Here is a 21,378-nt window from a genome sequence, read left to right as displayed (position 1 = left end):
AACTTATGCTTTTGTGCATACAACTTGATTACCAAATTGTAAGTTTACTATACTGTAATTATCTAAAGCTTTATCTTTTGTAGCCTTTAAGTAAAAAGCCTTTAGATTATTAATTTTTTTGTCCAATTGTTCTAAACTGCCTAATTTGACTACAAAATTACACTGTCTTAACTTAAGATTAATTGTACTGTTTTTATTTTGATGAATTTGCACCACATGCGTCTTCAAAAACGTGTCTTCCTGAATTTTTGTTGCTATGGTATAAACCTTTTCTAAATCTTTTTTATTGACAAAACCAGTTACCATTGGTACACGCTCTGTGTAGTTATTTGATAGTGGCATGTAGCCACCATTGCTATCTACATAAAAAGATGCGTCTGTTACCACTCTGGCAATAGGCGTTTTTTGTTTTACTTTGGCTGTTAACTTACCTGTCACGCTAACGTAAACATCTGCAAACTCGACAATTGGATTTGCATTTAGGGTTGTCTCTAACAAATTCAAATCTAAAATTTCTTTGGACTTGTTGGTTACACTTTGTTGATTTTGTATTAACAACTTACTAACATCTTCATGCGTGATAAATAGGTTTTTATTTCCTATAAATTCTATGTTAGGTTTTGACACTAATCTTTTACCACTTCTTGCTGAAGAGAAGGCATACAAAAATACTACTAAACCTAGTAGTAATCCCATTTTTATATAGCTCCAATTAGCTTTCATTTAATAATTCTTTTTTAATTTTTGATACTTCTGCACCAATATCTCCTGCTCCAATGGTCAACACTATTCTAGCATTACTTGCTTTAATATGCTGAATCATTGTTTGTTTAGTAACTATTTTTTTGTTTTTATTGTCAATCATACCTAATAACCAGTCCGACGTTACGCCTTCTATTGGTAATTCTCTTGCTGGATAGATATCTAAAAGCAAGATTTGATCAAACTGCGCTAAACTTTTTGCAAAGTCTTGCGCAAAATCTTTAGTTCTTGAAAAAAGATGAGGCTGAAACACTGCAACAACCTTATCATTTGGATACATCTCTCTGACTGCTTGATGTACAGCATTTATCTCTTCTGGATGATGCGCATAGTCATCTATAAAAACGATGTCATCTGTCTTAATTTGATATGTAAATCTGCGCTTAACCCCTTTATAAGATGCTAATGCTTTTATAAGTTGGTCATGAGGCAATCCATACTCTAATGACATTGCTAAAGCAACTAAAGCATTTGACAAATTATGTCTACCAGGTAGATTAAATTTAAATTGCTTTAGTACCGTTTTTGGCGTTTTAACATCAAAAATATAAGTACCATCTTTAATGGTTATATTTTGTGCAGAATAGTCTGCGTTGTCTTCAATACCGTAGGTAATTCCATTTAATGGCAATCCGTTTTTAACAAACAATTTACCGTTAGGTTTTAGCTTTTTAGTGAAATCTTCAAACGTTTTTATTAACTCTGAAGCGTCACCATATATATCTAAATGATCTGCATCCATGGATGTAATACATGCCATATCTGGACTTAAAGTAAGGAAGGATCTATCAAACTCATCTGCTTCTACAACGCTTACTTTATCACCATTTAATATAAGATTAGAATTATAATTCTCACTTATACCACCTAAAAATGCAGTTAACTTTACGTCACACTCATTAAGTAAATGCCCTAATATACTTGTTGTAGTTGTTTTACCGTGTGTACCAGCAACTGCTAAACAAAACGAATGCTGTGTAATTAAACCTAAAACCTCAGATCGCTTAAGCACTTTAAATGTATTATCTAAAAAATAATTTAATTGCGTATGGTTTTTAGGCACTGCAGGCGTATAAACTATTAAAGTTGTTTCTGGATTTAAATAATGAGATTCTAAATCACTAATATCGTCTTTAAAAGTTACTGAAATACCTAAAGCAACTAAACTATCTGTAATATCTGTTTTTGTCTTATCATAACCACCAACCTGTTTACCATTAGCATTAAAATAACGCGCAATAGCAGACATACCAATACCTCCAATACCGATAAAATAGATGTTATGTATGTTATTTAAGTTCATTATTTATTTAATAGTTTTTCAACTTCGTCAGCTATATCCTTAGTTGCATTTACTAATGCTAATTTTTTAATATTTTGACTTAACTCTTCTTGTTTTTCTTTAGAAGCTACTAGTTGTCCAAATTTATTTTTAAAGTCAACTTTTAAATCTTCTTGAGCGATTAATAGTGCTGCGTTTTCTTTAACTATGGCATTTGCATTTTTAGTCTGATGGTCTTCTGCAACGTATGGAGAAGGTACAAATACAACCGGTTTACCAACAATACACAACTCGCTTACCGATCCTGCTCCTGCACGTGATATTATAAAATCTGCTGCAGCATATGCATAATCCATTTTATTAATAAACTCATGGACTTGTACATGTTTTGTGTTACCATATAACTTATACGTTTGATAATACAACTTACCACATTGCCATATTACTTGGACGTTTAGTGTTTGTAAAAAATCAAGCTCATCAACCATCAACTCGTTAATTGCTTTTGCACCTAAGCTTCCGCCTAAAACTAATAAGGTTTGCTTACCTTCAATTAAATTAAAATACTTAATTGCTTCTGCTCTTTTAGAAGAAATATCCAATAAATCTTGTCTAACAGGATTACCCGTTTTGATAATCTTTTCTGAAGGAAAAAATCGCTCTAAACCATTATAAGCAACGCATACTTTGGCTACTTTTTTAGACAGTAATTTGTTAGTTATTCCTGGATAAGAATTTTGTTCTTGAATTAAGCTTGGAATTCCTTTTAAAGCAGCAACATGTAATAATGGACCACTAGCAAAACCACCTGTACCAATAGCTACATCTGGCTTAAATTGATTGATTATTTTTTTTGCATTCCATAAACTACTAATTAGTTTAAATGGAAACATCATATTTTTAAGCGTTAATTGACGCTGAATTCCTGTAATCCATAATCCTTTAATTTGGTAGCCAGCTTGTGGTACCTTTTCCATTTCCATTCTATCCTTTGCACCAACAAATAAAAATTCCGATTCCGGAAAGCGCAACTTCAGCTCGTTAGCAATTGCAATTGCAGGATAGATATGGCCTCCTGTGCCTCCACCTGATAAAATTATCTTATATGCTTTATTTGTATTACTCACTTTACTTTTTAAACTACGTATTGAAAATAGATTTAGCCTATATTTTTTTAAAAATTAATCTTCTAATGTTTCTGATAAGATATCTAACGGATTTGTGTCATCAGAATCTTTTTCTTTTTTTATAATTTCTTCTCGTTTTGCACTTACACTTAAAATTATTCCAATTGCCAAACACGTCATCCATATACTTGTTCCTCCACTACTAACCAATGGTAATGTTTGCCCTGTTACAGGAAACAACTCAACAGCTACAGCCATATTAATCATAGCCTGAAAAATGATAGGCAAACCAACACCTAGTACTAATAATTTTCCAAAAACGGTATCTGCTTTTTGTGCAACAATTATAATTCTAAATAATAACCACATGTATAAAATCATTAATGCCAATCCACCAATTAAACCATACTCTTCAACAATAATGGCGTAAATAAAATCGGAAGAGGATTGAGGTAAAAAGTTTTTTTGAATACTTTTTCCTGAACCAACACCTACTATACCTCCTGAGGCTATTGCAATTTTAGCTTTTTCTATTTGATAGTCTTCTTCTGAATCTTCACCATTAAAAAAACTGTCAATCCTACTCATCCATGTATCAACACGATTTGGCATTGCGTCTGGAAATGCTTTAGCCACCAATATAAACATGGTTAATCCAACGATGCCTGCAAAACCCATTGCTATTAAATATCTAAGAGGATAACCTCCTAAAAATAACAAAGCACTAGTCATTACAAATATGATTGCTGTAGTGGAAAAATTTGACGGTAATATTAATGCCAAAATTATAAAAATTGGAATCCATAAAGGCAAAACAGACTCTTTAAAAGTTATCGTTTTGTCTTTAATTTTAGACAAGTACCTAGCAATGTACACCATTAAAACAACAGCTGCCAACGTTGATGTTTGAAATGACATATTTACAAACGGAATCCTTATCCAACGACTAGCATTGGCACCATCAATAGTTGTACCTTGAAGAATTGTTAAAATTAACAACACAAATACAATAGGCATCATAACCATTGACAATCCCCTAAAATAACGATAAGGGATTTTATGCACTCCGTACATAATTGAAAAACCTAAAAACAAGTGCATTAAATGTTTAATAAAAAAACCAAAGGTATTACCATCTCCACCAATATATGCCAAATTACTTGCAGCACTATATACTGGTAAAAACGAAAATATAGCTAATAGCGCAGAAATTGCCCATATTAACTTATCGCCTTTTATATTATTTATTATTGTGTTTTGCATTTACTTTTTAGAACTAACTATATATTAAACCGTTTGATATCACATTAAAGGTTTCTTACAGCATCTTTAAACTGTCTACCTCTATCTTCATAATTTTCAAATAAATCAAAGCTTGCACATGCAGGAGACAACAACACACTATCTCCAGCCTCTGCCAACTTATAAGCTATTTTAACAGCTTCACTCATAAACTGTGTTTCAACAATAACATCAACCATTTTACCAAAGCTTGCCAACAGCTTTTCGTTATCAACACCCAAACAAATGATAGCCTTTACTTTTTCATTAATAAAAGGATATAATTCTTGATAATTATTACCCTTATCCACACCTCCAACAATCCAAACTGTAGGCGATTCCATACTATCCAAAGCAAAGTAAGTCGCGTTTACGTTTGTAGCCTTAGAGTCGTTTATGTACTGCACTTTATTGATTTTAAGTACATTTTCTAAACGATGCTCCACACCTTGAAAATTTTCTAAACTTTCGCGTATTGTTTGTTTTCTAATTTGTAATAAATGCGCTACTGTTGAAGCAGCCATAGCATTTTTAGTATTGTGTTTTCCTTCTAGAGCGATATTTTTTGTTGGCATAATTATCTGATTATTATCAATTGTTATTATAATGTTGTCTTGATCCAAATACGCACCATTTTCTATTGTTTTAGTTAACGAAAACGGTAATAATGTAGCTTGAATGTTATTGTTATTTATATACTGCAAAATCACCTCATCATCTGCATCATATATTAAGTAATCTTCTTTTGTTTGATTTTGGGTAATCTTAAATTTTGAAGCGATATAATTTTCAAACTTATAATCATATCTATCCAAATGATCTGGAACTATATTGGTAATTACTGCAATATTTGGCTTAAAATTGATGCAACCATCTAATTGAAAACTACTAATCTCTAAAACATAATTTTTGTAATTATGTTCCAAAACTTGTTTTGCAAAACTATCTCCAATATTACCTGCCAACCCAACGTCCAACTCTTGTTTTAACACATGATGTGCTAACATAGCTGTTGTTGTTTTACCATTACTACCTGTTATAGCAACAATGGTTGCGTTGGTAAATTGAGTTGCAAACTCGATTTCTGAAATTACAGGCACTCCCTTATTAATAAGTGCTTTAACTATTGCCACTTTTTCAGGAATTCCTGGGCTTTTCATAACAAGATCAGCTTCTAAAATTTTATTATCAGAATGCTGCTCTTCCTCCCATTCAATCTCATTATGTATAAGAACTTGCTTGTACTTTTCTTTTATTTTTCCTTTATCAGAAACAAATACTGCGTAGTCATTTGCCTTTCCTAAAAGCGCTGTACCAACACCACTTTCTCCTCCTCCTAATATGACTAGTTTTTGTTTTTTCATTTATATTTTAACGTATAGACTTTATTAATTTAAGTCTTAGCTTTTATCTTAACTTTAATGTTACTATCGACAGTATTGCAAGAAAAATTCCAACAATCCAAAAGCGAGTTACTATTTTACTTTCGTGATAGCCCTTTTTTTGATAGTGATGATGCAAAGGAGACATTAAAAATATGCGTCGTCCTTCTCCATATTTTTTACGTGTAAATTTGAAATAACTAACTTGTAAAATTACAGACAAAGATTCAGCAAAAAAGATTCCGCATAACACAGGAATCAACAACTCTTTTCTTACTGCTATTGCTATTACAGCGATAACACCACCTATTGTCAAACTACCTGTGTCTCCCATAAATACTTGAGCAGGATATGTATTGTACCATAAAAACCCGATTAATGCTCCGACAAAAGCAGCTATAAACACAACCATTTCACCCAGTCGTGGTATAAACATAACATTGAGATAATCTGAAAAAACGATGTTACCAGAGATAAAAGCAAATATTGCTAGTACAAAGACTATAATTGCCGAACTACCTGCTGCTAACCCATCGATACCATCCGTTAGATTAGCACCATTAGAAACTGCTGTGATTATAAATATTACTATTGGTATAAACACCAACCATGCATATTTAGCATAATCTTCTCCCATCCACGTAACCAAATTTGAATAATCAAACTCATTATCTTTTACAAAAGGAATGGTTGTTTTTAGCGACTGCTCCTCTACATTAAATTCTCTTTCAGAACTTTGAGTTATTAATTCTGTTTCAAAAACTGGATTAACTTTTTCTGTTTTGATAGTAATTCCTGGATGGAAATACATTATCGCACCAACAAATAACCCTAAACCCACTTGTCCTAACACTTTAAACTTTCCGCTAAGGCCTTTTTTATCTTTTTTAAACACTTTTATATAGTCATCTGTAAATCCAACTGCTCCCATCCATAACATGGTTACAATTAACATGATGACATATATATTATCCAATCTAGCTAGTAATAGCACTGGCAATAACGTAGCAAGAATTATAATAATCCCTCCCATAGTTGGCGTACCTGCTTTTTCTAACTGCCCATCTAAACCTAAATCTCTAACCGACTCTCCTACTTGCTTTTTTTGTAACGCTACAATAATACGTTTACCAAATATTGTAGAAAATAACAATGATAAAATAATAGCCAGAGCTGCCCTAAATGTGATAAATTGAAACACACTAGCACCTGGAAATTGGTAGTTTTTTTCTAAAAATTCAAATAAGTAGTATAACATTTATATTGCTTTTTTATTTAGCTAAACCGTTTTAAATGGTGTTACGTTTAGCTTAAATTCAATTATTATTTTTGTAACTGTTTTAAAAAATCCTGAACTATTTTAAAATCGTCAAAATCATGGCGTTTTCCATTTACCTCTTGATAGGTTTCATGTCCTTTACCTGCTATTAAAATAATATCGTTAGGGTTTGCTAACTGACAAGCTGTTTTAATAGCTTGCTTTCTATCCACAATCGACATTGTTTTTTTAAAGTTTTGAGGCTCGACACCCTTTTCAATATCTTCAATAATAACTTCTGGCACTTCTGTACGTGGATTATCACTTGTAAAAATAACTTTAGTACTAAGCGCTGAAGCTATGTGACCCATTTTTGGACGCTTAGTTTTATCCCTATCTCCACCACAACCAACAACAGTAATTACGTCCTCATTTTTGGTTCTGATATCGTTAATAGTTTCTAAAACATTTTGTAATGCATCTGGTGTATGAGCATAATCTACAATTGCAGTTATTTTTTGGTCAGAAATTAAAAATTGAAAACGTCCGCTTACACTCTCTAACTCACTTATCAACCTTAAAGTTTCTTCTTTTTCCAATCCTAAAAGTTCTGCAGTAGCAAAAATTGCAAGGATATTATAAGCATTAAAGTTCCCGATTAATCTAACCCAAACCTCATTATCATTAAGCTTTAATAACAAACCATTAAACTGATTTTCTAAAATCTGAGCCTTATAATCTGCAAAACTTTTTAAAGCATAAGTATATTGTTTTGCTTTGGTGTTTTGAAGCATTACGCTTCCGTTTTTATCATCACCATTAGTTAATGCAAATGCTGTTTTAGGCAATTCGTCAAAAAATCTTTTTTTAACATCTCTATATTCAGCAAACGTATCGTGATAGTCCAAATGATCATGAGAAAGGTTTGTAAATATTCCGCCTTCAAACGTTAATCCTAATGTTCTATTTTGATGTATTCCATGAGAACTGACTTCCATAAAGCAAAACTCAACACCTTCATCATTCATTTGCTTTAAGTATCTATTGATAGTTAAAGAATCTGGTGTAGTATGCGTTGCAGGAAACTCCTGATTATCCACCATAATTTTTACAGTTGAAAGCAAACCAACTTTATAACCTGCTTTTTTAAACAATTGATACAAAAGCGAGGCAATCGTGGTTTTTCCATTGGTACCTGTTACACCAACTAACTTTAAGTTATCTGAAGGATTACCATAAAAATTTGAAGCCATTATTGCTAAAGCTGCACTTGAGTCATCCACTTTAACATAAGTAACTCCAGCTTTAGTCACACTTGGAAACTCTTCACAAACAACAGCAATTGCGCCTTGCTGGATTGCACTTTCAATATACTGATGTCCATCTGTAAGACTACCTTTAACAGCCACAAAAACATCGTTAATTGCTACATTATGAGAATTAAAATGAATATTGCGCACTAAGATATTTGTACTTCCTACAACTGCATCTAGCGTTACTTTATATAATATGTCTTTTAATGAAATCACGAGGCTTCTAAAACTATAGTTTGATTATCTTTTAATTTGGTGTTTTTATTAACTGACTGACTTTTTACAGTCCCTTGGCCTTGACATTTAACATTTACTTTTACGTTCATGTTTTCTAACAAAGCCATAGCATCCATAACAGGTAATCCTGTTACATCTGGCATAATTGTTTTATAAGTATTTGCTATTTTATAATAGCTTTCATACTCTTTATCTACTTTTATATCCTTAACATTTAATGATGCTACTTGATCAATTAATGGCGTATCTGTAAATATTTTTTGAGCTATTTTTTTAAACACTGGACCAGAAACATCAGCACCATAAAATCCTTTTTTAACACTAGGCTTATGGATCACTACAATACATGAATATTTAGGTTTGTCCAATGGAAAATATCCAGCAAACGAAGAAATGTAACGTGGATTTTTTGCCCAATCATCCATCCAATATTCTACCCTTGCAGTTCCTGTTTTACCACACATAGAAAAATAGTCCGAGTACAATGATCTACCTGTCCCTTTTACAACCACATTTTTAAGCATTTCTTGAGCTGCACGCAAGGTCTTGTCTGAACATATTTTTTCATTGATAATAGTTTTATCAAAAACCTCTATTTGCTTATTTAAATCCCTTACCTCTCTAATAAATCTTGGCTTAACCATAACACCATTATTTGCAACAGCATTATAAAACGTTAAAGTTTGTAAAGGTGTGATTTTAAGATTATAACCATAAGCAATAGACGGTAAAGCATTACGACTCCATTTACCATCTCCTGGTCTAGGAATCATTGGTTGCCCTTCTCCTTTTATAGAAATACCTAATTTTTTATCTAAATTCCAGTTACTTAAAATATCTACAAAACGGTTTGGATCTTTTGCATAAGCATTATCTACAATTGTTGCTATCCCAATATTAGAAGACACTTCAAATGCTCTGGCTGCAGATATCTTTCCATTACCATGAGAATCTTTTATACCTCTACCATAAAATACCTTATAACCATTTCCCGTATCAATAACATCTGACGTATCAATTTTGTTATCTTCCAGAGCAGCCATTAAAGCCATAAGCTTAAACGTAGATCCAGGCTCATGCGCTTCGTACACCGCATAGTTTCTTTTTTCCCAATAATGACCTGATGCAGTTTTACCTAAATTTGAAATAGCTCTAATTTCACCTGTTTCAACTTCCATCACCACAACTGTTCCATGCTCTGCTTGATACAACTCTAATTGTTCCAGTAATGCATGATGCGCAATATCTTGTATATTAACATCAATAGTAGTATAGACATCAAACCCATCTTTAGGCTCAACTTGATCGTAATCTAAAATAGGTTTCCATTGTCCTTTACCTATTTTTTGTTTTAAACGCTTACCATCTTTTCCTCTTAAATAATCGACACCAAAAGCACCATCAATACCTGCTCTGGTCACATTACCTTCATCATCAGTACGCTCATAACCAATAGTTCGTTGCGCAACTTCACCCAAAGGATGTTCTCTTTTAACTTTCTGTTCTACTATTAAACCACCTTTAAAAGCTCCTAATTTTAATAGAGGAAATTCTCTAAACTTTAAATACTCCGAGTAGCCAATATTTCTAGCTAATAAAAAATAACGATTTTTATTAGCTCTAGCTTTCCCTAATTCTTTTTGATAAAAACTTGAAGGTTTACCTGTATAGTTTGATAAGGCATCACTTAATGGTTTTAAGTTCGCTTTAAAGTTTTTGTCTGAAGGTGTAATGGCATCAAACAAGATATCATACTTAGGTATTGATGTTGCCAACAAACTACCATCTGCAGAATAAACATTACCTCTGTTTGCTGGTATAACCACGTCCTTAATAGCACGCTTATCTGCCAAAGCCCTATACTTATCACCTTGCACAACCTGAATGGTTAACAATTTTCCAACCACAAGCAGCCCAAAGATGAACATACATCCTGCGACAAAATATAATTTGTTTAATATGTTCTTTTCGTTTACTGCCACGAGTGGAACTAAGTTTGCGGTTTAACAATTATTTTTTTTGGCGGAATAACAGAAGGCGCCAAACCTTTTTCTTTCATTTTTTTTACAACAGAAGATTCCATTTTTAACTGCATAAGTTTGGTTCTTCCATCATACAACTCGGATCGCAACTCTTTAACTTGATTGTTAAGCTTTGCAATTTGATGTACTTTTTTATCTAGACTATGCGAACTTGCTATCATTACTATAGCTAAAACCGAAAGAAATATGATAAGCTTCCAGTTTTTAAATGAATCTTCGCTGACTAAAAAAGTCCCTCTTAATATGCTATAGATACTTTTTTTCAATGTTATATCTTTTCAGCAATACGCAACTTTGCACTTCGCGCTCTGTTGTTAATTTTTATTTCTTCTTTAGATGGGATTATTAATCCTCCAACTTTTTTTAATGGCACTTCAAAACGACCAAAAACATCACGTTCTGGCTCTCCTTCAAATAACCCATTTCTAATAAACCGTTTTACCAATCTATCTTCTAAGGAGTGATATGAAATCAAACTTAAACGACCCTCTGGCTTCAAAACCTCAGGTGTTTGTTGTAAAAATTCTTTTAAAGCCTCTATCTCTTGATTTACTTCAATCCTGATTGCTTGATAAATCTGAGCTAATATTTTGTTTTCATGCTTAGGCGACAAAAATCTTTGTAACACCTTTTTAAGCTGATCACTAGTTTTAATTATTTCGTTTTTACGATGCTCTACAATTAAACCTGCCATTGCTGGTGCAGCACGAAGCTCTCCATATTGCGATAGCACTTGTTTTAACTGTTCCTCGTCATACTCATTAATAACATGAAATGCAGACAAAGTATCATTTTGATTCATCCTCATATCCAAATCTGCTTCAAAACGCGTCGAAAATCCTCTAGAAGCAACATCAAATTGATGTGATGACACGCCGAAATCAGCCAAAATACCATCCACTTGCTTTACACCATGAAAACGCAAAAAACGTTTGATATATCTAAAGTTTTCATGTATTAAAGTAAATCGTGGATCATCTATTGCATTTTCTAATGCATCAACATCTTGATCAAAAGCATATAGCTTTCCGTTTTCACCCAAGCGACTTAAAATCTCTTTACTGTGTCCACCACCTCCAAAAGTAACATCCACGTAAATTCCGTCTGGCTTAATAGCCAAACCACTTACTGTTTCGTTTAACAATACTGGATTATGATATGCTGTCATATTCTTCATCTTGACCCATTACCTCTTCAGCTAAATCAGCAAAATCATCTGCTGCATCATCAATAGCTTTTTCATACTTCGTTTTATCCCAAATTTCTACAATATTAACCGCTGAAGACATCACGATATCTTTAGCAATAGATGCAAACGCAACTAAATCTTTTGGTATTAGCAAACGACCGTTAGCATCGACTTCAACAATTTTTACTCCAGCAGTAAACCTGCGGATAAAGTCATTGTTTTTCTTTTTAAAACGATTAAGTTTGTTCACTTTTTGCATTAAAGCATTCCATTCTTGCATTGGATACAACTCCAAACATTCCTGAAACACTGCGCGTTTTAAAACAAAACCATTTTGCAACTCAGGAGCCAACTGTTTTTTCAGAGCAGCAGGTAGCATAAGCCTTCCTTTTGCGTCTACTTTACATTCGTATGTTCCTATTAATGAGTTCACAACCGTTTTTAATTGTCAGAATTTGTAAAAATCAAATATATTGAAAATTTTACCACATTTTACCACATTTTACCACTTTGTTGATAAGTATTCCAATTTTAACACCTTTTAGGAGGCAAATCAAGTCCAAGCTTAAACAAAGTCAACAAACCAAGCCGAAATCTTAGGTGGGAAATTTTGCTTTTTATTAACACGAATGACACTTAACTAAATGATTAAAATGTCTGTTTTTTAAATGAATTAGTTATATTTGCTTTTGATGTAAACTACTAGCCATTAATGACGCGTATACTTAAAAAAGAAGGAAAATTCAACTATATTGAAGTTGGTGAAGGACAACCAATAATTGTACTTCACGGACTAATGGGAGGTTTAAGTAATTTTGATGCTGTGACCACTTTTTTTAGCACAAATGGATACAAAGTAATTATCCCAGAACTGCCTATTTATAGCATGTCCTTACTTAAAACAAATGTCAAAGCATTTGCTAAATACTTATACGATTTTATTGCTTTTAAAGAACTTGATAACGTCATTTTGCTAGGTAACTCATTAGGCGGACACATTGGCTTATATCACACAAAAATGCATCCTGACAAAGTAAAAGCTTTAGTAATAACTGGTAGCTCTGGATTATACGAAAGCGCAATGGGTGGAGGATACACTAAACGAAGTGATTACGAGGTAATTAAAAAGAAAGCCCAAGAGGTATTTTACGATCCTGCAGTAGCCACTAAAGAAATAGTAGACGAAGTTTATGAAACTGTTAACGACCGAAATAAACTTATTAAAACTTTAGCTATTGCAAAAAGTGCCATTAGACATAATATGGCTAAAGACTTACCTAAAATGACTGTTCCGACTTGTATAATTTGGGGTAGAAATGATGGCGTTACACCACCAGAAGTTGCAGAAGAATTTAATTTATTACTTCCGGACTCTGATTTATTTTGGATCGAAAAATGCGGTCATGCTGCGATGATGGAGCATCCTGAAACTTTTAATCAAATATTATTTGATTGGTTTAAAAAACGTGATATTTAATATCTTACCAGTCTGACAATATAACTTAATATAAGATTTTCGGTTTAACCGAAATCAAAACACTAGTAATACATGCATATTAAATCTGCCGAGTTTGTAACCAGTAATTCTGATGCTTCAAAGTGTCCTAAAGATCGCATACCAGAATATGCTTTTATTGGTAGAAGTAACGTTGGAAAGTCGTCTTTAATCAATATGCTTACAAGCAGAAAAAGTCTAGCTAAAACATCTGGAAGACCAGGAAAAACCCAACTAATCAACCATTTTATAATTAATAAAGATTGGTTTTTAGTTGATTTACCAGGTTATGGTTATGCTAAAGTATCCAAGAGCACAAAGAAGGTGTTTCAAAAATTTATAACACATTATTTTGAAAACCGAGAGCAATTAGTAACTGCATTTGTACTTGTAGATATTAGACATAAACCACAACCTATAGATCAAGAATTTATGCAATATTTAGGAGAAAGCGGAATACCTTTTTCTATCATATTTACAAAAGCAGACAAGTTAAAACCTAAAGCTATTGAAAACCACGTTGAAGACTATAAAACAATACTGTTAGAAACATGGGAAGAAATGCCAAATTACTTTATAACATCTTCTAGCAAAGACATTGGTAAAGATGACGTACTAAACTACATTGATGGATTAAATGAAAACATCATAATTGAATAGTATCCGCCAAAAAGTTACCAACTTAAAATTAAAACAAAAAAAACTCGCTATTAAAGCGAGTTTTTTTGTTTTATTAAAGATATAAACTACATCATTTTTAATGTGTTAACCTCTTGCTCTGATAATATTTTCCAATTACCTCTTGGTATATCTTTTTTAGTTAAATGCGCTATTTGAACACAATCAATTCTAACTAATTCATATTTTAAATGCTCAAATATTGTATGTAAAATAGTGTTTCCTGTGTTTTTTATTTTTACACCAACTTCATTCTTTGTGTTATTTACATAGTCAATTTCTTCAACACCAACTTGTTTACCTTCAACCTTAAAACCTTCTCTGATTTTTTTAAGATCTTCCATTTTTAAGTTTTTATCCAACTCTAAATGAAATAATCTTTCAACACCTTTATTAGAATTAGTAAAACGTGCTACAATCTTTTCGTCGTTAGTAAAAAGTAATAAACCTGTAGAGTTACGTCCTAAACGTCCTATTGGCTTAATTCTAGAACTTGAAGCATTAGCTACTAAGTCCATAACGGTTCTACCTTTTTGTTCACTTGTAGTTGTAGCAAACCCTTTTGGCTTGTTTAATAAAACGTAAGCCTTCTTTTCTGGATTAATTCTAGCTCCATCGTACCTTACTTCATCCTCTAGCTTAACTTTATAACCCATCTCTACCACAACTTTACCATTTACGGTTACTAAACCCATTGCAATATGTTGATCAGCTTCTCTTCGAGAACACATCCCAGAATTAGCAACGTATTTATTTAACCTGATTAAATCAGAGTTAGTAGCGCTTGTAGGCTTTGCTTTTGGAGCAACTTTCTTTTTTATAGGTGCATTGCCTCTAGCAAAAGTTTTGCTTTTAGCATTATCACTTCCTCGTCCTGAAGACTTTCCTTTATCATTGCCACCTTTATGTCTACTCATAATATAATTTTTTGCAAATCTACAACGAATTTTTCATCTGTTGTTAATTATCGTATGAATGTTAATGATTTAACCATTAAAGAATTCGATTTAAAACTAAATCAATATTGATTAGCAGTATACTAAACACTCCTGCTACGATTATTATTTTTAAGATATTATGCAACCACAAATAGTGTATTTTAGTCACTGATCGCCATAATAAAAATAAATAGACAACCAACAGAGCCTCGCAAACATAAAAATACAGATACATATATCCAATATCAAATTTTGCTATTAAAAAATAAACCGGAAACAACGTAGCTATAACCAAAACACTAATCATTTTTTTGGATGTGCGCTCACCATATACAATTGGGATAGTCCTATAGTTTAGTGTTAAATCTCCTTTTATATTCTCTAAATCCTTAGTTAATTCTCTTATAGCAATTATTAAAAATAAAAACGTAGCATGAACAAATACTACTGACTTAAAATTATGATAGTAGACAAAAATTACAAAAAATGGTGTTAATGTCAATATTGACGACACAACATTACCTACAATAGGCATTTTTTTTAGTTTATGTGAATAAAACCAAATTGAAAAAATATAAAACGAAAAGAATAATACTGGCTTAAAAGACACGTAACTAGCCATTACTACTGCTGAAAAATTAAGCACAAAATAAAAAGACAACTTAGTATTTTGACTTACTAACTTATCCAACATTGTTTTGTTAGGTCTGTTGATTAAATCTTTTTCAGAATCGTAAAAATTATTAATTATATATCCTCCTGCAATTACAGCTGCTGTTGCTAACACTAGCATTAGCAGATTAACATCAAACAACACCTTTTTTAGTGGTTTGTCCGAAGCAAAAATGTAAATTGACGCTAAATATTGCGCAAGGACTACAACTAGTATATTATAGCCTCTAATTACAGAAAACATACTAAAAAACTTAATAAGTATATGTTTTTGCTTTCTAGTGAGCATTAACTATTTATTAGATGTAATTTTTTTATAAATTTTATAAACCAAAACGATGAATGCTAATAACAGCAAAATCATGAATAATTGCCAAACGAATAAGCTTATGGAAAAATGATTTAGTTCTGTTTTCAAAAAATAATGGTGTTAATTAAAAATTATAAACCACTTCTAATTTATAGTCTTTTAAGGCTAATTGCGCTTTTTTAATATCAGGTGTAAAACCTAAGATATAACCTCCACCACCAGAACCACAAAGTTTTAAGTAATAGTCATTAGTCTCTATTCCGTTTTTCCATAACTCATGAAATTGAGCCGGAATCATTGGTTTAAAGTTATTTAACACTACTTTAGATAACTGCTTGGTATTTTTAAACAGCGATTTTATATCTCCTTTTAAAAAGTCATCTACACACGCATCTGTGTGCTTTATAAATTGATTTTTAAGCATTTTTCTAAACCCTTCTTGCTTCATGTTTTCCATAAAGATACTTACCATTGGAGCAGTTTCTCCAATAATACCAGAGTCTAACAAAAACACAGCACCTTGACCATCGCTACTTTGCGTTGGTATACCTGTAGCTTCAATATTTTCTTTAGAATTTATTAAAATTGGTAAGCTTAAATAACTATTAAGAGGATCTAATCCCGAAGATTTTCCATGAAAAAAAGATTCCATTTCAGAAAAAATAGCCTTAAGCGTTAACAACTTTTCACGTGTCAAATTTTCTAATACAGTAATTTTATCTTGTGCATACTTGTCATATATAGCTGCAACTAACGCACCACTACTACCAACTCCATATCCTTGCGGAATTGAAGAGTCAAAGTACATACCTGCTTTAACGTCTTTATTTAATGACTGTATATCAAAAACGACTAATGAATCGTCTATTTTAGATAAATAGTCTGCAAAGCGTTGTAAACTTCGATTTGATTGTTGCGCTACTTCCGATGGATTGTCCTCCATTTTTAGCGCACCATTATAAAAATTATAAGGTATTGACAGACCTTTAGAGTCTTTAATAATACCGTACTCTCCGAATAATAAAATTTTTGAATAAAATAAAGGGCCTTTCATAAGCAATTAAGCATTGGTTTTATAAAGTTACAACTGTTTTGCGCCAAAACCAATTTTATCACAAATATAGTGACCGTTTTGACAATATGCAACTAACTGTTCCTTAATGAATTCATAAATTTTATCTTTATATTTATCTGGATATAAGACATGTACATTAGCACCAGCATCTAAAGTAAAGCAAACAGGCAACCCTGTATCTTTCCTAAATTGCCAGATTTTATTAATAATTTCTAGCGTATTAGGTTTCATTAAAATAAAATAAGGCATACTTGTCATCATCATAGCGTGTAGCGTCAAGGCTTCACTTTCGACTAAAGCAATAAATTGATTTAAGTCTCCTGTTTCTAAAATTGATTTGATTGCAGTTATGTTGTCTACTGCTTGATCAAAACGTTGGCTAGCAAATGGGTGTCCATGCATTAAATTATGACCAACTGTACTACTTACCTGTTTTTCTCCTTTATCAACCAATAATATGGTATCGTTATAGTTTTTAAAAATATCGTGAACTTTATACGGATATTTTACACCAAACAAATCGCTACTATCTTCAATTTTTGGATGTTTACCCCAAACTACTAAATCGCCTTCCAAACTCCTACAAGCACTACCTGATCCTAATCTTGCTAAAAAGGATGCTTTTTGGATAAAATGCGTTTGAGATAATTCTGGATTTAATTGTTTTTCTATGCTCATTATACACAAAGCTAAAGCGCTCATACCTGATGCGGAAGATGCAATACCAGAACTATGAGGAAACGTGTTTTTAGTTTTAATAGTAAACTCAAATTCTTTTAAAAAAGGCACATAACTTTCAATACGCTTAAAAAACGTTTCGATTTTAGGATGAAAGTCAGGCTTTAATTCTTCATCTAAAAAAACCTTAAAATCAAAACTATTATTACCTTTTTGCTTTTTAATATAGTGCAACTCAGTAATTGTTTTACAAGAATCTAAAGTAAAACTGATTGATGGGTTTTCTGGAATTTGATGTTCTTTTTTTCCCCAATATTTAACTAGTGCAATATTACTTGGAGAAGACCAAGTTACACTTCCGTTATTTAGCTTATTTTGATAGTTTTTTAATAAAAAACGTGATAAATCCATCTAATAATTAAATTTATACAAATATAGCTTTAATATTTAAACTAATTTATTAATTTTGACCACCGAATGAACATTCAATTTACTGATTAACAACCCTTAACAAATCGTCTGTCTTTCTTAAAAAATTTATAATGTTAACTGATAGGTAAAAAAAGTTCCCTTAAAACTTCGCCTCACCGCTTTTTACCATAAAATACAACCTGTCTAAATGGACAAAAAACAACGCATAATAATCACTATGTTAGAATTAGTGGTTAAACAAGGTGTACACGCTACACCTATGTCGCAAGTCGCCAAAGAAGCTAATGTAGCTGTTGGTACGATATACCATTATTTTGAAAATAAAAATGAGGTTATACAAGAACTATACATGATGATTGTTCAAGATTATGGTGTGGTTTTAATGGCTAATTTACCTGAAGGCGATTTTAAAGCACAATTTGAAACCATGTGGTCCAATTTGTACAACTACTTTGTTGGAAACCCATTAGCTTTTCAATTTGTCGAGTACGTTGCTGCACCACCAATTATATCTAAAGAGATTGTTAATCAATCTGTGCCTTATATTGCTAACATTAGAGATTTCTTTTTAAAAGGAATTGAAGAAAAGCATGTTAGAAATGTACCTGTAAGATTAATTTTGCAAATGGCTTTTGGAACCGTAATATCTGCAGTTAGACTTAAGAGTAACGAAGAATTGGAAATGACAAAAGAGGAAATAGATCTAGCAATAGAAATGTCTTGGGATGCTATTAGAAACAAAAACTAATTTTTTATTAGCGACAGTACCTTAGTAAGTGTTTTAAAATTTCTGGCGGTAGCTTTGATTTTTAATTTAGTTTCAAAAAAATTACTATTTGCCTTAGTCCTTCCATAACCTACACTTGAATAAAGATAGATACACTGGTTAGTTATGGTAAATTTTTCATTTGGAAAATCATAACTTGATAATGCTGTGATTTGACTTTGACTTGGAGCGTTATAAAGTAGAGCAAAATAGCTGTTTTCTTTTTCTACATCAGTAAAAGGACATTTTTTCAATATCAAATCAAGGTCTGCTTTTGTTTTTACTAGAGTTGGTATGTTAAAACCAAAATGATCTAAAATAGACTCCTCTATTTTACTGGTTATAATTGCTTTGTCTTTTAAATCTGTTTTTAGTATAATATTACCTGTTTGAATATACGTTTTTACATCATTAAAGCCTATATCTGATAACACTTGACGTAAATCTAACATTTTTATTTTGTTGTGTCCTCCAACATTAATACCTCTTAAAAATATAAAAAAAGTCTCCATACTAAATCTCAATATTTTTAGCCACAATGTAAGCTCCTGTCCATGCATTTTGGAAATTAAATCCACCTGTCAAGGCATCAACATTAATAATTTCGCCAGCAAAATACAGGTTACTATGCAATTTACTTTGGTAATTTTTAAAATTAACTTCCTTTAAATCTATTCCTCCTGCTGTAACAAATTCTTCTTTAAACGTACTTTTTCCGTCTACTTTAAAAATTGCTGTAGTTAATTGACTAGCCAAATCATCTAATTGGGATTTATTTAAATCTGCCCAACGTGTATTTTCAGTTATTCCTGCAGCTTCAACTAACGTTTTCCATAACCGTTTTGGCATATCAAATTGCGCTGCTTTAAAAACAGTTTTTTTAGACAAGTCTTGCTTATATGTTTTTAAATCTGACAGCACGTCCTCAAAATCTTGGTTAACAAAATTAACTTCAATATCAAATTTATACTCTTTTTTAGCCAAATCTAAAGCACCAAAAGCTGATAGTTTTAAAATGGAAGGCGCACTCATTCCCCAATGTGTAATTAATAAAGGACCAGAAGACTCTAACTTAGTCCCTATTACTTTAACTGTTACGTTTTGAGCCACAACACCTGGAATATCTTTAATCCTTGCATCATTAATATTAAATGTAAACAATGAAGGTACTGGCTTAATAATAGTATGCCCTAACTGCTCTAAAAAAGACCAAATTTTAGGATTACTTCCTGTGGCAACAATAAGTTTTTGAGCTGTAAATTGGTCCGATTTTGTAACCACTTCCCATTGCTGGTCGATTGGACTAAAACTTGTTACGGATTGATTTGTTAATACCTCAACATTATATTTATCAGCTTCGTTTAAAAAGCAATCAATAATGGTTTGCGAATTATTACTGGTTGGAAATATGCGTCCATCGTCTTCAATTTTTAATGACACGCCTTTATTTTCAAACCACTCCATAGTATCTCCAGTCATAAAGGTGTGAAAAGGTCCTAAAAGTTCCTTTTCTCCTCTTGGATAGTAACTGGTTAATTCTTGCGGAACAAACTCGGCATGTGTTACATTGCAACGTCCACCACCAGATACCTTAACCTTACCTAGTACATCTTTACCTCTTTCTAAAACAGCTATTTTTAAATTGGGATACAACTCGCCAATATTAATTGCTGCAAAAAAACCAGCTGCACCACCACCTATTATTATTACATCGTACTGTTTCATAATCTATCTGGAAAATCACTTATTATAGCATCAACATTATAGCTTTTCATACGTGCAATAGCTTGCTTAGTGTTGACTGTCCACACATTTACTTTATATCCTTGGTCTTGTGTCTGTTTAACATTGTCCTTACTTAGCAATGCTAAATTAGGATGAATTGCTTTTGCATTAATCCGCTTGGCTAAAGCAATTGCTTGATTTACACTTGCTTTTGTTAAAACGCCTAATGCTATATTAGGGTTGCAACTAAACACGTCAAGCAATTCTTTTTCTTGAAAACTACTAACAATAAAATGGTCCATTGTCCAATTTTTATTATCCACGTAATCTTTAATTACAGCACAAGTTGGATTAGCGGTATGTTCGCCTTTTAATTCAATATTTATAAAAATTTTATTATCAATTAAATCTAATACTTCAGTTAGCGTTGGGATACTATATAGATTTTCAACCTTTAATTGCTTTAATTCCGATAACGAAAATTTACCAATTTCTCCTGTACCATCCGTAATTCTATCTAACGTAAAATCATGAAAAACAACTAGCTCTCCTGTTTTACACACGTGTACATCAATTTCGATCCCATCGACTCCCAAATCCAAAGCCTTTTGGATTGACTCCAAGGTGTTTTCTGTCACATGACCTTTTGCTCCTCTATGACCAAATTTTAATATTTTGTTCATTAATTTTATAAATACTTTAAGATTACAAACTTTAGTCTGACTTGTTATATGCC

General features: G+C 32.0%; 21 protein-coding genes. 3 read left to right on the top strand and 18 right to left on the bottom strand.

All coding sequences use genetic code 11. The features are described 5' to 3' along the window. Nucleotides 1-3 precede the first annotated feature (3 nt). The 11 genes from B2989_RS07810 to mraZ all read right to left on the bottom strand — a co-directional run bounded on the left by B2989_RS07810 (nucleotide 4) and on the right by mraZ (nucleotide 12,306). Nucleotides 4-723 (bottom strand): cell division protein FtsQ/DivIB, encoded by a 720-nt coding sequence (locus B2989_RS07810; protein WP_145006118.1) that lies wholly within the window; start codon nucleotides 721-723, stop codon nucleotides 4-6. Beyond that, nucleotides 713-2,065, bottom strand: coding sequence for a UDP-N-acetylmuramate--L-alanine ligase (gene murC, locus B2989_RS07805; RefSeq protein ID WP_292946899.1), 1,353 nt, complete (start codon nucleotides 2,063-2,065; stop codon nucleotides 713-715). The genes B2989_RS07810 and murC overlap by 11 nt, the downstream gene beginning before the upstream one ends. Beyond that, nucleotides 2,065-3,171, bottom strand: coding sequence for an undecaprenyldiphospho-muramoylpentapeptide beta-N-acetylglucosaminyltransferase (murG, locus tag B2989_RS07800; RefSeq protein ID WP_145006114.1), 1,107 nt, complete (start codon nucleotides 3,169-3,171; stop codon nucleotides 2,065-2,067). Before murG ends, murC begins: the two co-directional genes overlap by 1 nt. A gap of 54 nt (nucleotides 3,172-3,225) precedes the next feature. Further along, nucleotides 3,226-4,434: an FtsW/RodA/SpoVE family cell cycle protein gene (locus B2989_RS07795; RefSeq protein ID WP_292946894.1), complete on the bottom strand. Its 1,209-nt coding sequence runs from the start codon at nucleotides 4,432-4,434 to the stop codon at nucleotides 3,226-3,228. 44 nt (nucleotides 4,435-4,478) lie between these two features. Continuing rightward, nucleotides 4,479-5,816 (bottom strand): UDP-N-acetylmuramoyl-L-alanine--D-glutamate ligase, encoded by a 1,338-nt coding sequence (gene murD / locus B2989_RS07790; protein ID WP_292946891.1) that lies wholly within the window; start codon nucleotides 5,814-5,816, stop codon nucleotides 4,479-4,481. A gap of 43 nt (nucleotides 5,817-5,859) precedes the next feature. Beyond that, a complete protein-coding gene (gene mraY / locus B2989_RS07785; RefSeq protein WP_292946888.1) occupies nucleotides 5,860-7,092 on the bottom strand; it encodes a phospho-N-acetylmuramoyl-pentapeptide-transferase in 1,233 nt (410 codons plus the stop codon). A gap of 65 nt (nucleotides 7,093-7,157) precedes the next feature. Further along, nucleotides 7,158-8,621, bottom strand: coding sequence for a UDP-N-acetylmuramoyl-L-alanyl-D-glutamate--2,6-diaminopimelate ligase (locus tag B2989_RS07780; RefSeq protein WP_292946885.1), 1,464 nt, complete (start codon nucleotides 8,619-8,621; stop codon nucleotides 7,158-7,160). Then, the gene (locus B2989_RS07775; protein WP_292947224.1) at nucleotides 8,618-10,570 is read right to left on the bottom strand and encodes a penicillin-binding protein; all 1,953 of its coding nucleotides are present in this window, start codon (nucleotides 10,568-10,570) and stop codon (nucleotides 8,618-8,620) included. Before B2989_RS07775 ends, B2989_RS07780 begins: the two co-directional genes overlap by 4 nt. 62 nt (nucleotides 10,571-10,632) lie before the next feature. Next, a complete protein-coding gene (locus tag B2989_RS07770; protein ID WP_145006103.1) occupies nucleotides 10,633-10,950 on the bottom strand; it encodes an FtsL-like putative cell division protein in 318 nt (105 codons plus the stop codon). Nucleotides 10,951-10,952: 2 nt separating this feature from the next. Then, nucleotides 10,953-11,852, bottom strand: a complete 900-nt coding sequence (gene rsmH / locus B2989_RS07765) for a 16S rRNA (cytosine(1402)-N(4))-methyltransferase RsmH (protein WP_292946881.1) — start codon at nucleotides 11,850-11,852, stop codon at nucleotides 10,953-10,955. Further along, nucleotides 11,836-12,306, bottom strand: a complete 471-nt coding sequence (gene mraZ, locus B2989_RS07760) for a division/cell wall cluster transcriptional repressor MraZ (RefSeq protein WP_292946877.1) — start codon at nucleotides 12,304-12,306, stop codon at nucleotides 11,836-11,838. The genes rsmH and mraZ overlap by 17 nt, the downstream gene beginning before the upstream one ends. Nucleotides 12,307-12,585: 279 nt before the next feature. Between mraZ and B2989_RS07755 the strand changes: the two genes are divergently transcribed. Next, on the top strand, nucleotides 12,586-13,350 hold the full coding sequence (locus B2989_RS07755; RefSeq protein WP_145006095.1) for an alpha/beta fold hydrolase: 765 nt from the start codon (nucleotides 12,586-12,588) through the stop codon (nucleotides 13,348-13,350). 72 nt (nucleotides 13,351-13,422) lie between these two features. Further along, on the top strand, nucleotides 13,423-14,028 hold the full coding sequence (yihA, locus tag B2989_RS07750; protein WP_292946873.1) for a ribosome biogenesis GTP-binding protein YihA/YsxC: 606 nt from the start codon (nucleotides 13,423-13,425) through the stop codon (nucleotides 14,026-14,028). An 86-nt stretch (nucleotides 14,029-14,114) separates the two neighbouring features. Here the strand turns inward: yihA and B2989_RS07745 are convergent, their stop codons facing one another. From B2989_RS07745 to B2989_RS07730, 4 genes are all read right to left on the bottom strand, one after another. Next, entirely contained in the window at nucleotides 14,115-14,963 is an 849-nt protein-coding gene (locus B2989_RS07745) for a pseudouridine synthase (RefSeq protein ID WP_145006089.1), read from the bottom strand. A gap of 76 nt (nucleotides 14,964-15,039) precedes the next feature. Further along, nucleotides 15,040-15,945, bottom strand: coding sequence for a geranylgeranylglycerol-phosphate geranylgeranyltransferase (locus B2989_RS07740; protein WP_292946869.1), 906 nt, complete (start codon nucleotides 15,943-15,945; stop codon nucleotides 15,040-15,042). Between the two features lie 145 nt (nucleotides 15,946-16,090). Further along, entirely contained in the window at nucleotides 16,091-17,020 is a 930-nt protein-coding gene (locus tag B2989_RS07735; protein ID WP_292946867.1) for a mevalonate kinase family protein, read from the bottom strand. Between the two features lie 27 nt (nucleotides 17,021-17,047). Further along, the gene (locus tag B2989_RS07730; protein ID WP_292946865.1) at nucleotides 17,048-18,130 is read right to left on the bottom strand and encodes a diphosphomevalonate/mevalonate 3,5-bisphosphate decarboxylase family protein; all 1,083 of its coding nucleotides are present in this window, start codon (nucleotides 18,128-18,130) and stop codon (nucleotides 17,048-17,050) included. Between the two features lie 208 nt (nucleotides 18,131-18,338). Here B2989_RS07730 and B2989_RS07725 point away from each other — a divergent pair, with 208 nt between their 5' ends. Beyond that, nucleotides 18,339-18,899 carry a TetR/AcrR family transcriptional regulator gene (locus tag B2989_RS07725; RefSeq protein ID WP_292946863.1) on the top strand — a complete coding sequence of 187 codons (561 nt, stop codon included), beginning with the start codon at nucleotides 18,339-18,341 and terminating at the stop codon, nucleotides 18,897-18,899. Here B2989_RS07725 and B2989_RS07720 read toward each other — a convergent pair. From B2989_RS07720 to B2989_RS07710, 3 genes are read right to left on the bottom strand one after another with little or no spacing between them, the layout of a single operon-like run. Beyond that, nucleotides 18,896-19,429: a DUF1697 domain-containing protein gene (locus B2989_RS07720; RefSeq protein ID WP_292946861.1), complete on the bottom strand. Its 534-nt coding sequence runs from the start codon at nucleotides 19,427-19,429 to the stop codon at nucleotides 18,896-18,898. The genes B2989_RS07725 and B2989_RS07720 overlap by 4 nt on opposite strands. 1 nt (nucleotide 19,430) lies before the next feature. Next, the gene (locus tag B2989_RS07715) at nucleotides 19,431-20,642 is read right to left on the bottom strand and encodes an NAD(P)/FAD-dependent oxidoreductase (protein WP_292946859.1); all 1,212 of its coding nucleotides are present in this window, start codon (nucleotides 20,640-20,642) and stop codon (nucleotides 19,431-19,433) included. Beyond that, the gene (locus tag B2989_RS07710; RefSeq protein ID WP_292946857.1) at nucleotides 20,639-21,325 is read right to left on the bottom strand and encodes a glycerophosphodiester phosphodiesterase; all 687 of its coding nucleotides are present in this window, start codon (nucleotides 21,323-21,325) and stop codon (nucleotides 20,639-20,641) included. The genes B2989_RS07715 and B2989_RS07710 overlap by 4 nt, the downstream gene beginning before the upstream one ends. Between the last annotated feature and the right edge of the window lie 53 nt (nucleotides 21,326-21,378).

Source organism: Olleya sp. UBA1516 (genome assembly GCF_002323495.1).
Classification (GTDB): Bacteria; Bacteroidota; Bacteroidia; order Flavobacteriales; family Flavobacteriaceae; genus Olleya.
Note: the sequence above shows the minus strand (reverse complement) of the source record. Positions and strands in the feature narration are given on the sequence as shown.

Bases quoted from the DNA above. Each gene is read 5' to 3' on its own strand.
- B2989_RS07715 (WP_292946859.1), bottom strand. From the start codon at position 20,642: ATGAAACAGTACGATGTAATAATAATAGGTGGTGGTGCAGCTGGTTTT.
- yihA (WP_292946873.1), top strand. From the start codon at position 13,423: ATGCATATTAAATCTGCCGAGTTTGTAACCAGTAATTCTGATGCTTCA.
- B2989_RS07730 (WP_292946865.1), bottom strand. From the start codon at position 18,130: ATGGATTTATCACGTTTTTTATTAAAAAACTATCAAAATAAGCTAAAT.
- B2989_RS07735 (WP_292946867.1), bottom strand. From the start codon at position 17,020: ATGAAAGGCCCTTTATTTTATTCAAAAATTTTATTATTCGGAGAGTAC.
- B2989_RS07710 (WP_292946857.1), bottom strand. From the start codon at position 21,325: ATGAACAAAATATTAAAATTTGGTCATAGAGGAGCAAAAGGTCATGTG.
- mraY (WP_292946888.1), bottom strand. From the start codon at position 7,092: ATGTTATACTACTTATTTGAATTTTTAGAAAAAAACTACCAATTTCCA.
- B2989_RS07755 (WP_145006095.1), top strand. From the start codon at position 12,586: ATGACGCGTATACTTAAAAAAGAAGGAAAATTCAACTATATTGAAGTT.
- B2989_RS07775 (WP_292947224.1), bottom strand. From the start codon at position 10,570: ATGTTCATCTTTGGGCTGCTTGTGGTTGGAAAATTGTTAACCATTCAG.
- B2989_RS07795 (WP_292946894.1), bottom strand. From the start codon at position 4,434: ATGCAAAACACAATAATAAATAATATAAAAGGCGATAAGTTAATATGG.
- rsmH (WP_292946881.1), bottom strand. From the start codon at position 11,852: ATGACAGCATATCATAATCCAGTATTGTTAAACGAAACAGTAAGTGGT.
- B2989_RS07725 (WP_292946863.1), top strand. From the start codon at position 18,339: ATGGACAAAAAACAACGCATAATAATCACTATGTTAGAATTAGTGGTT.
- B2989_RS07720 (WP_292946861.1), bottom strand. From the start codon at position 19,429: ATGGAGACTTTTTTTATATTTTTAAGAGGTATTAATGTTGGAGGACAC.
- murC (WP_292946899.1), bottom strand. From the start codon at position 2,065: ATGAACTTAAATAACATACATAACATCTATTTTATCGGTATTGGAGGT.
- B2989_RS07740 (WP_292946869.1), bottom strand. From the start codon at position 15,945: ATGCTCACTAGAAAGCAAAAACATATACTTATTAAGTTTTTTAGTATG.
- B2989_RS07810 (WP_145006118.1), bottom strand. From the start codon at position 723: ATGAAAGCTAATTGGAGCTATATAAAAATGGGATTACTACTAGGTTTA.
- B2989_RS07745 (WP_145006089.1), bottom strand. From the start codon at position 14,963: ATGAGTAGACATAAAGGTGGCAATGATAAAGGAAAGTCTTCAGGACGA.
- murD (WP_292946891.1), bottom strand. From the start codon at position 5,816: ATGAAAAAACAAAAACTAGTCATATTAGGAGGAGGAGAAAGTGGTGTT.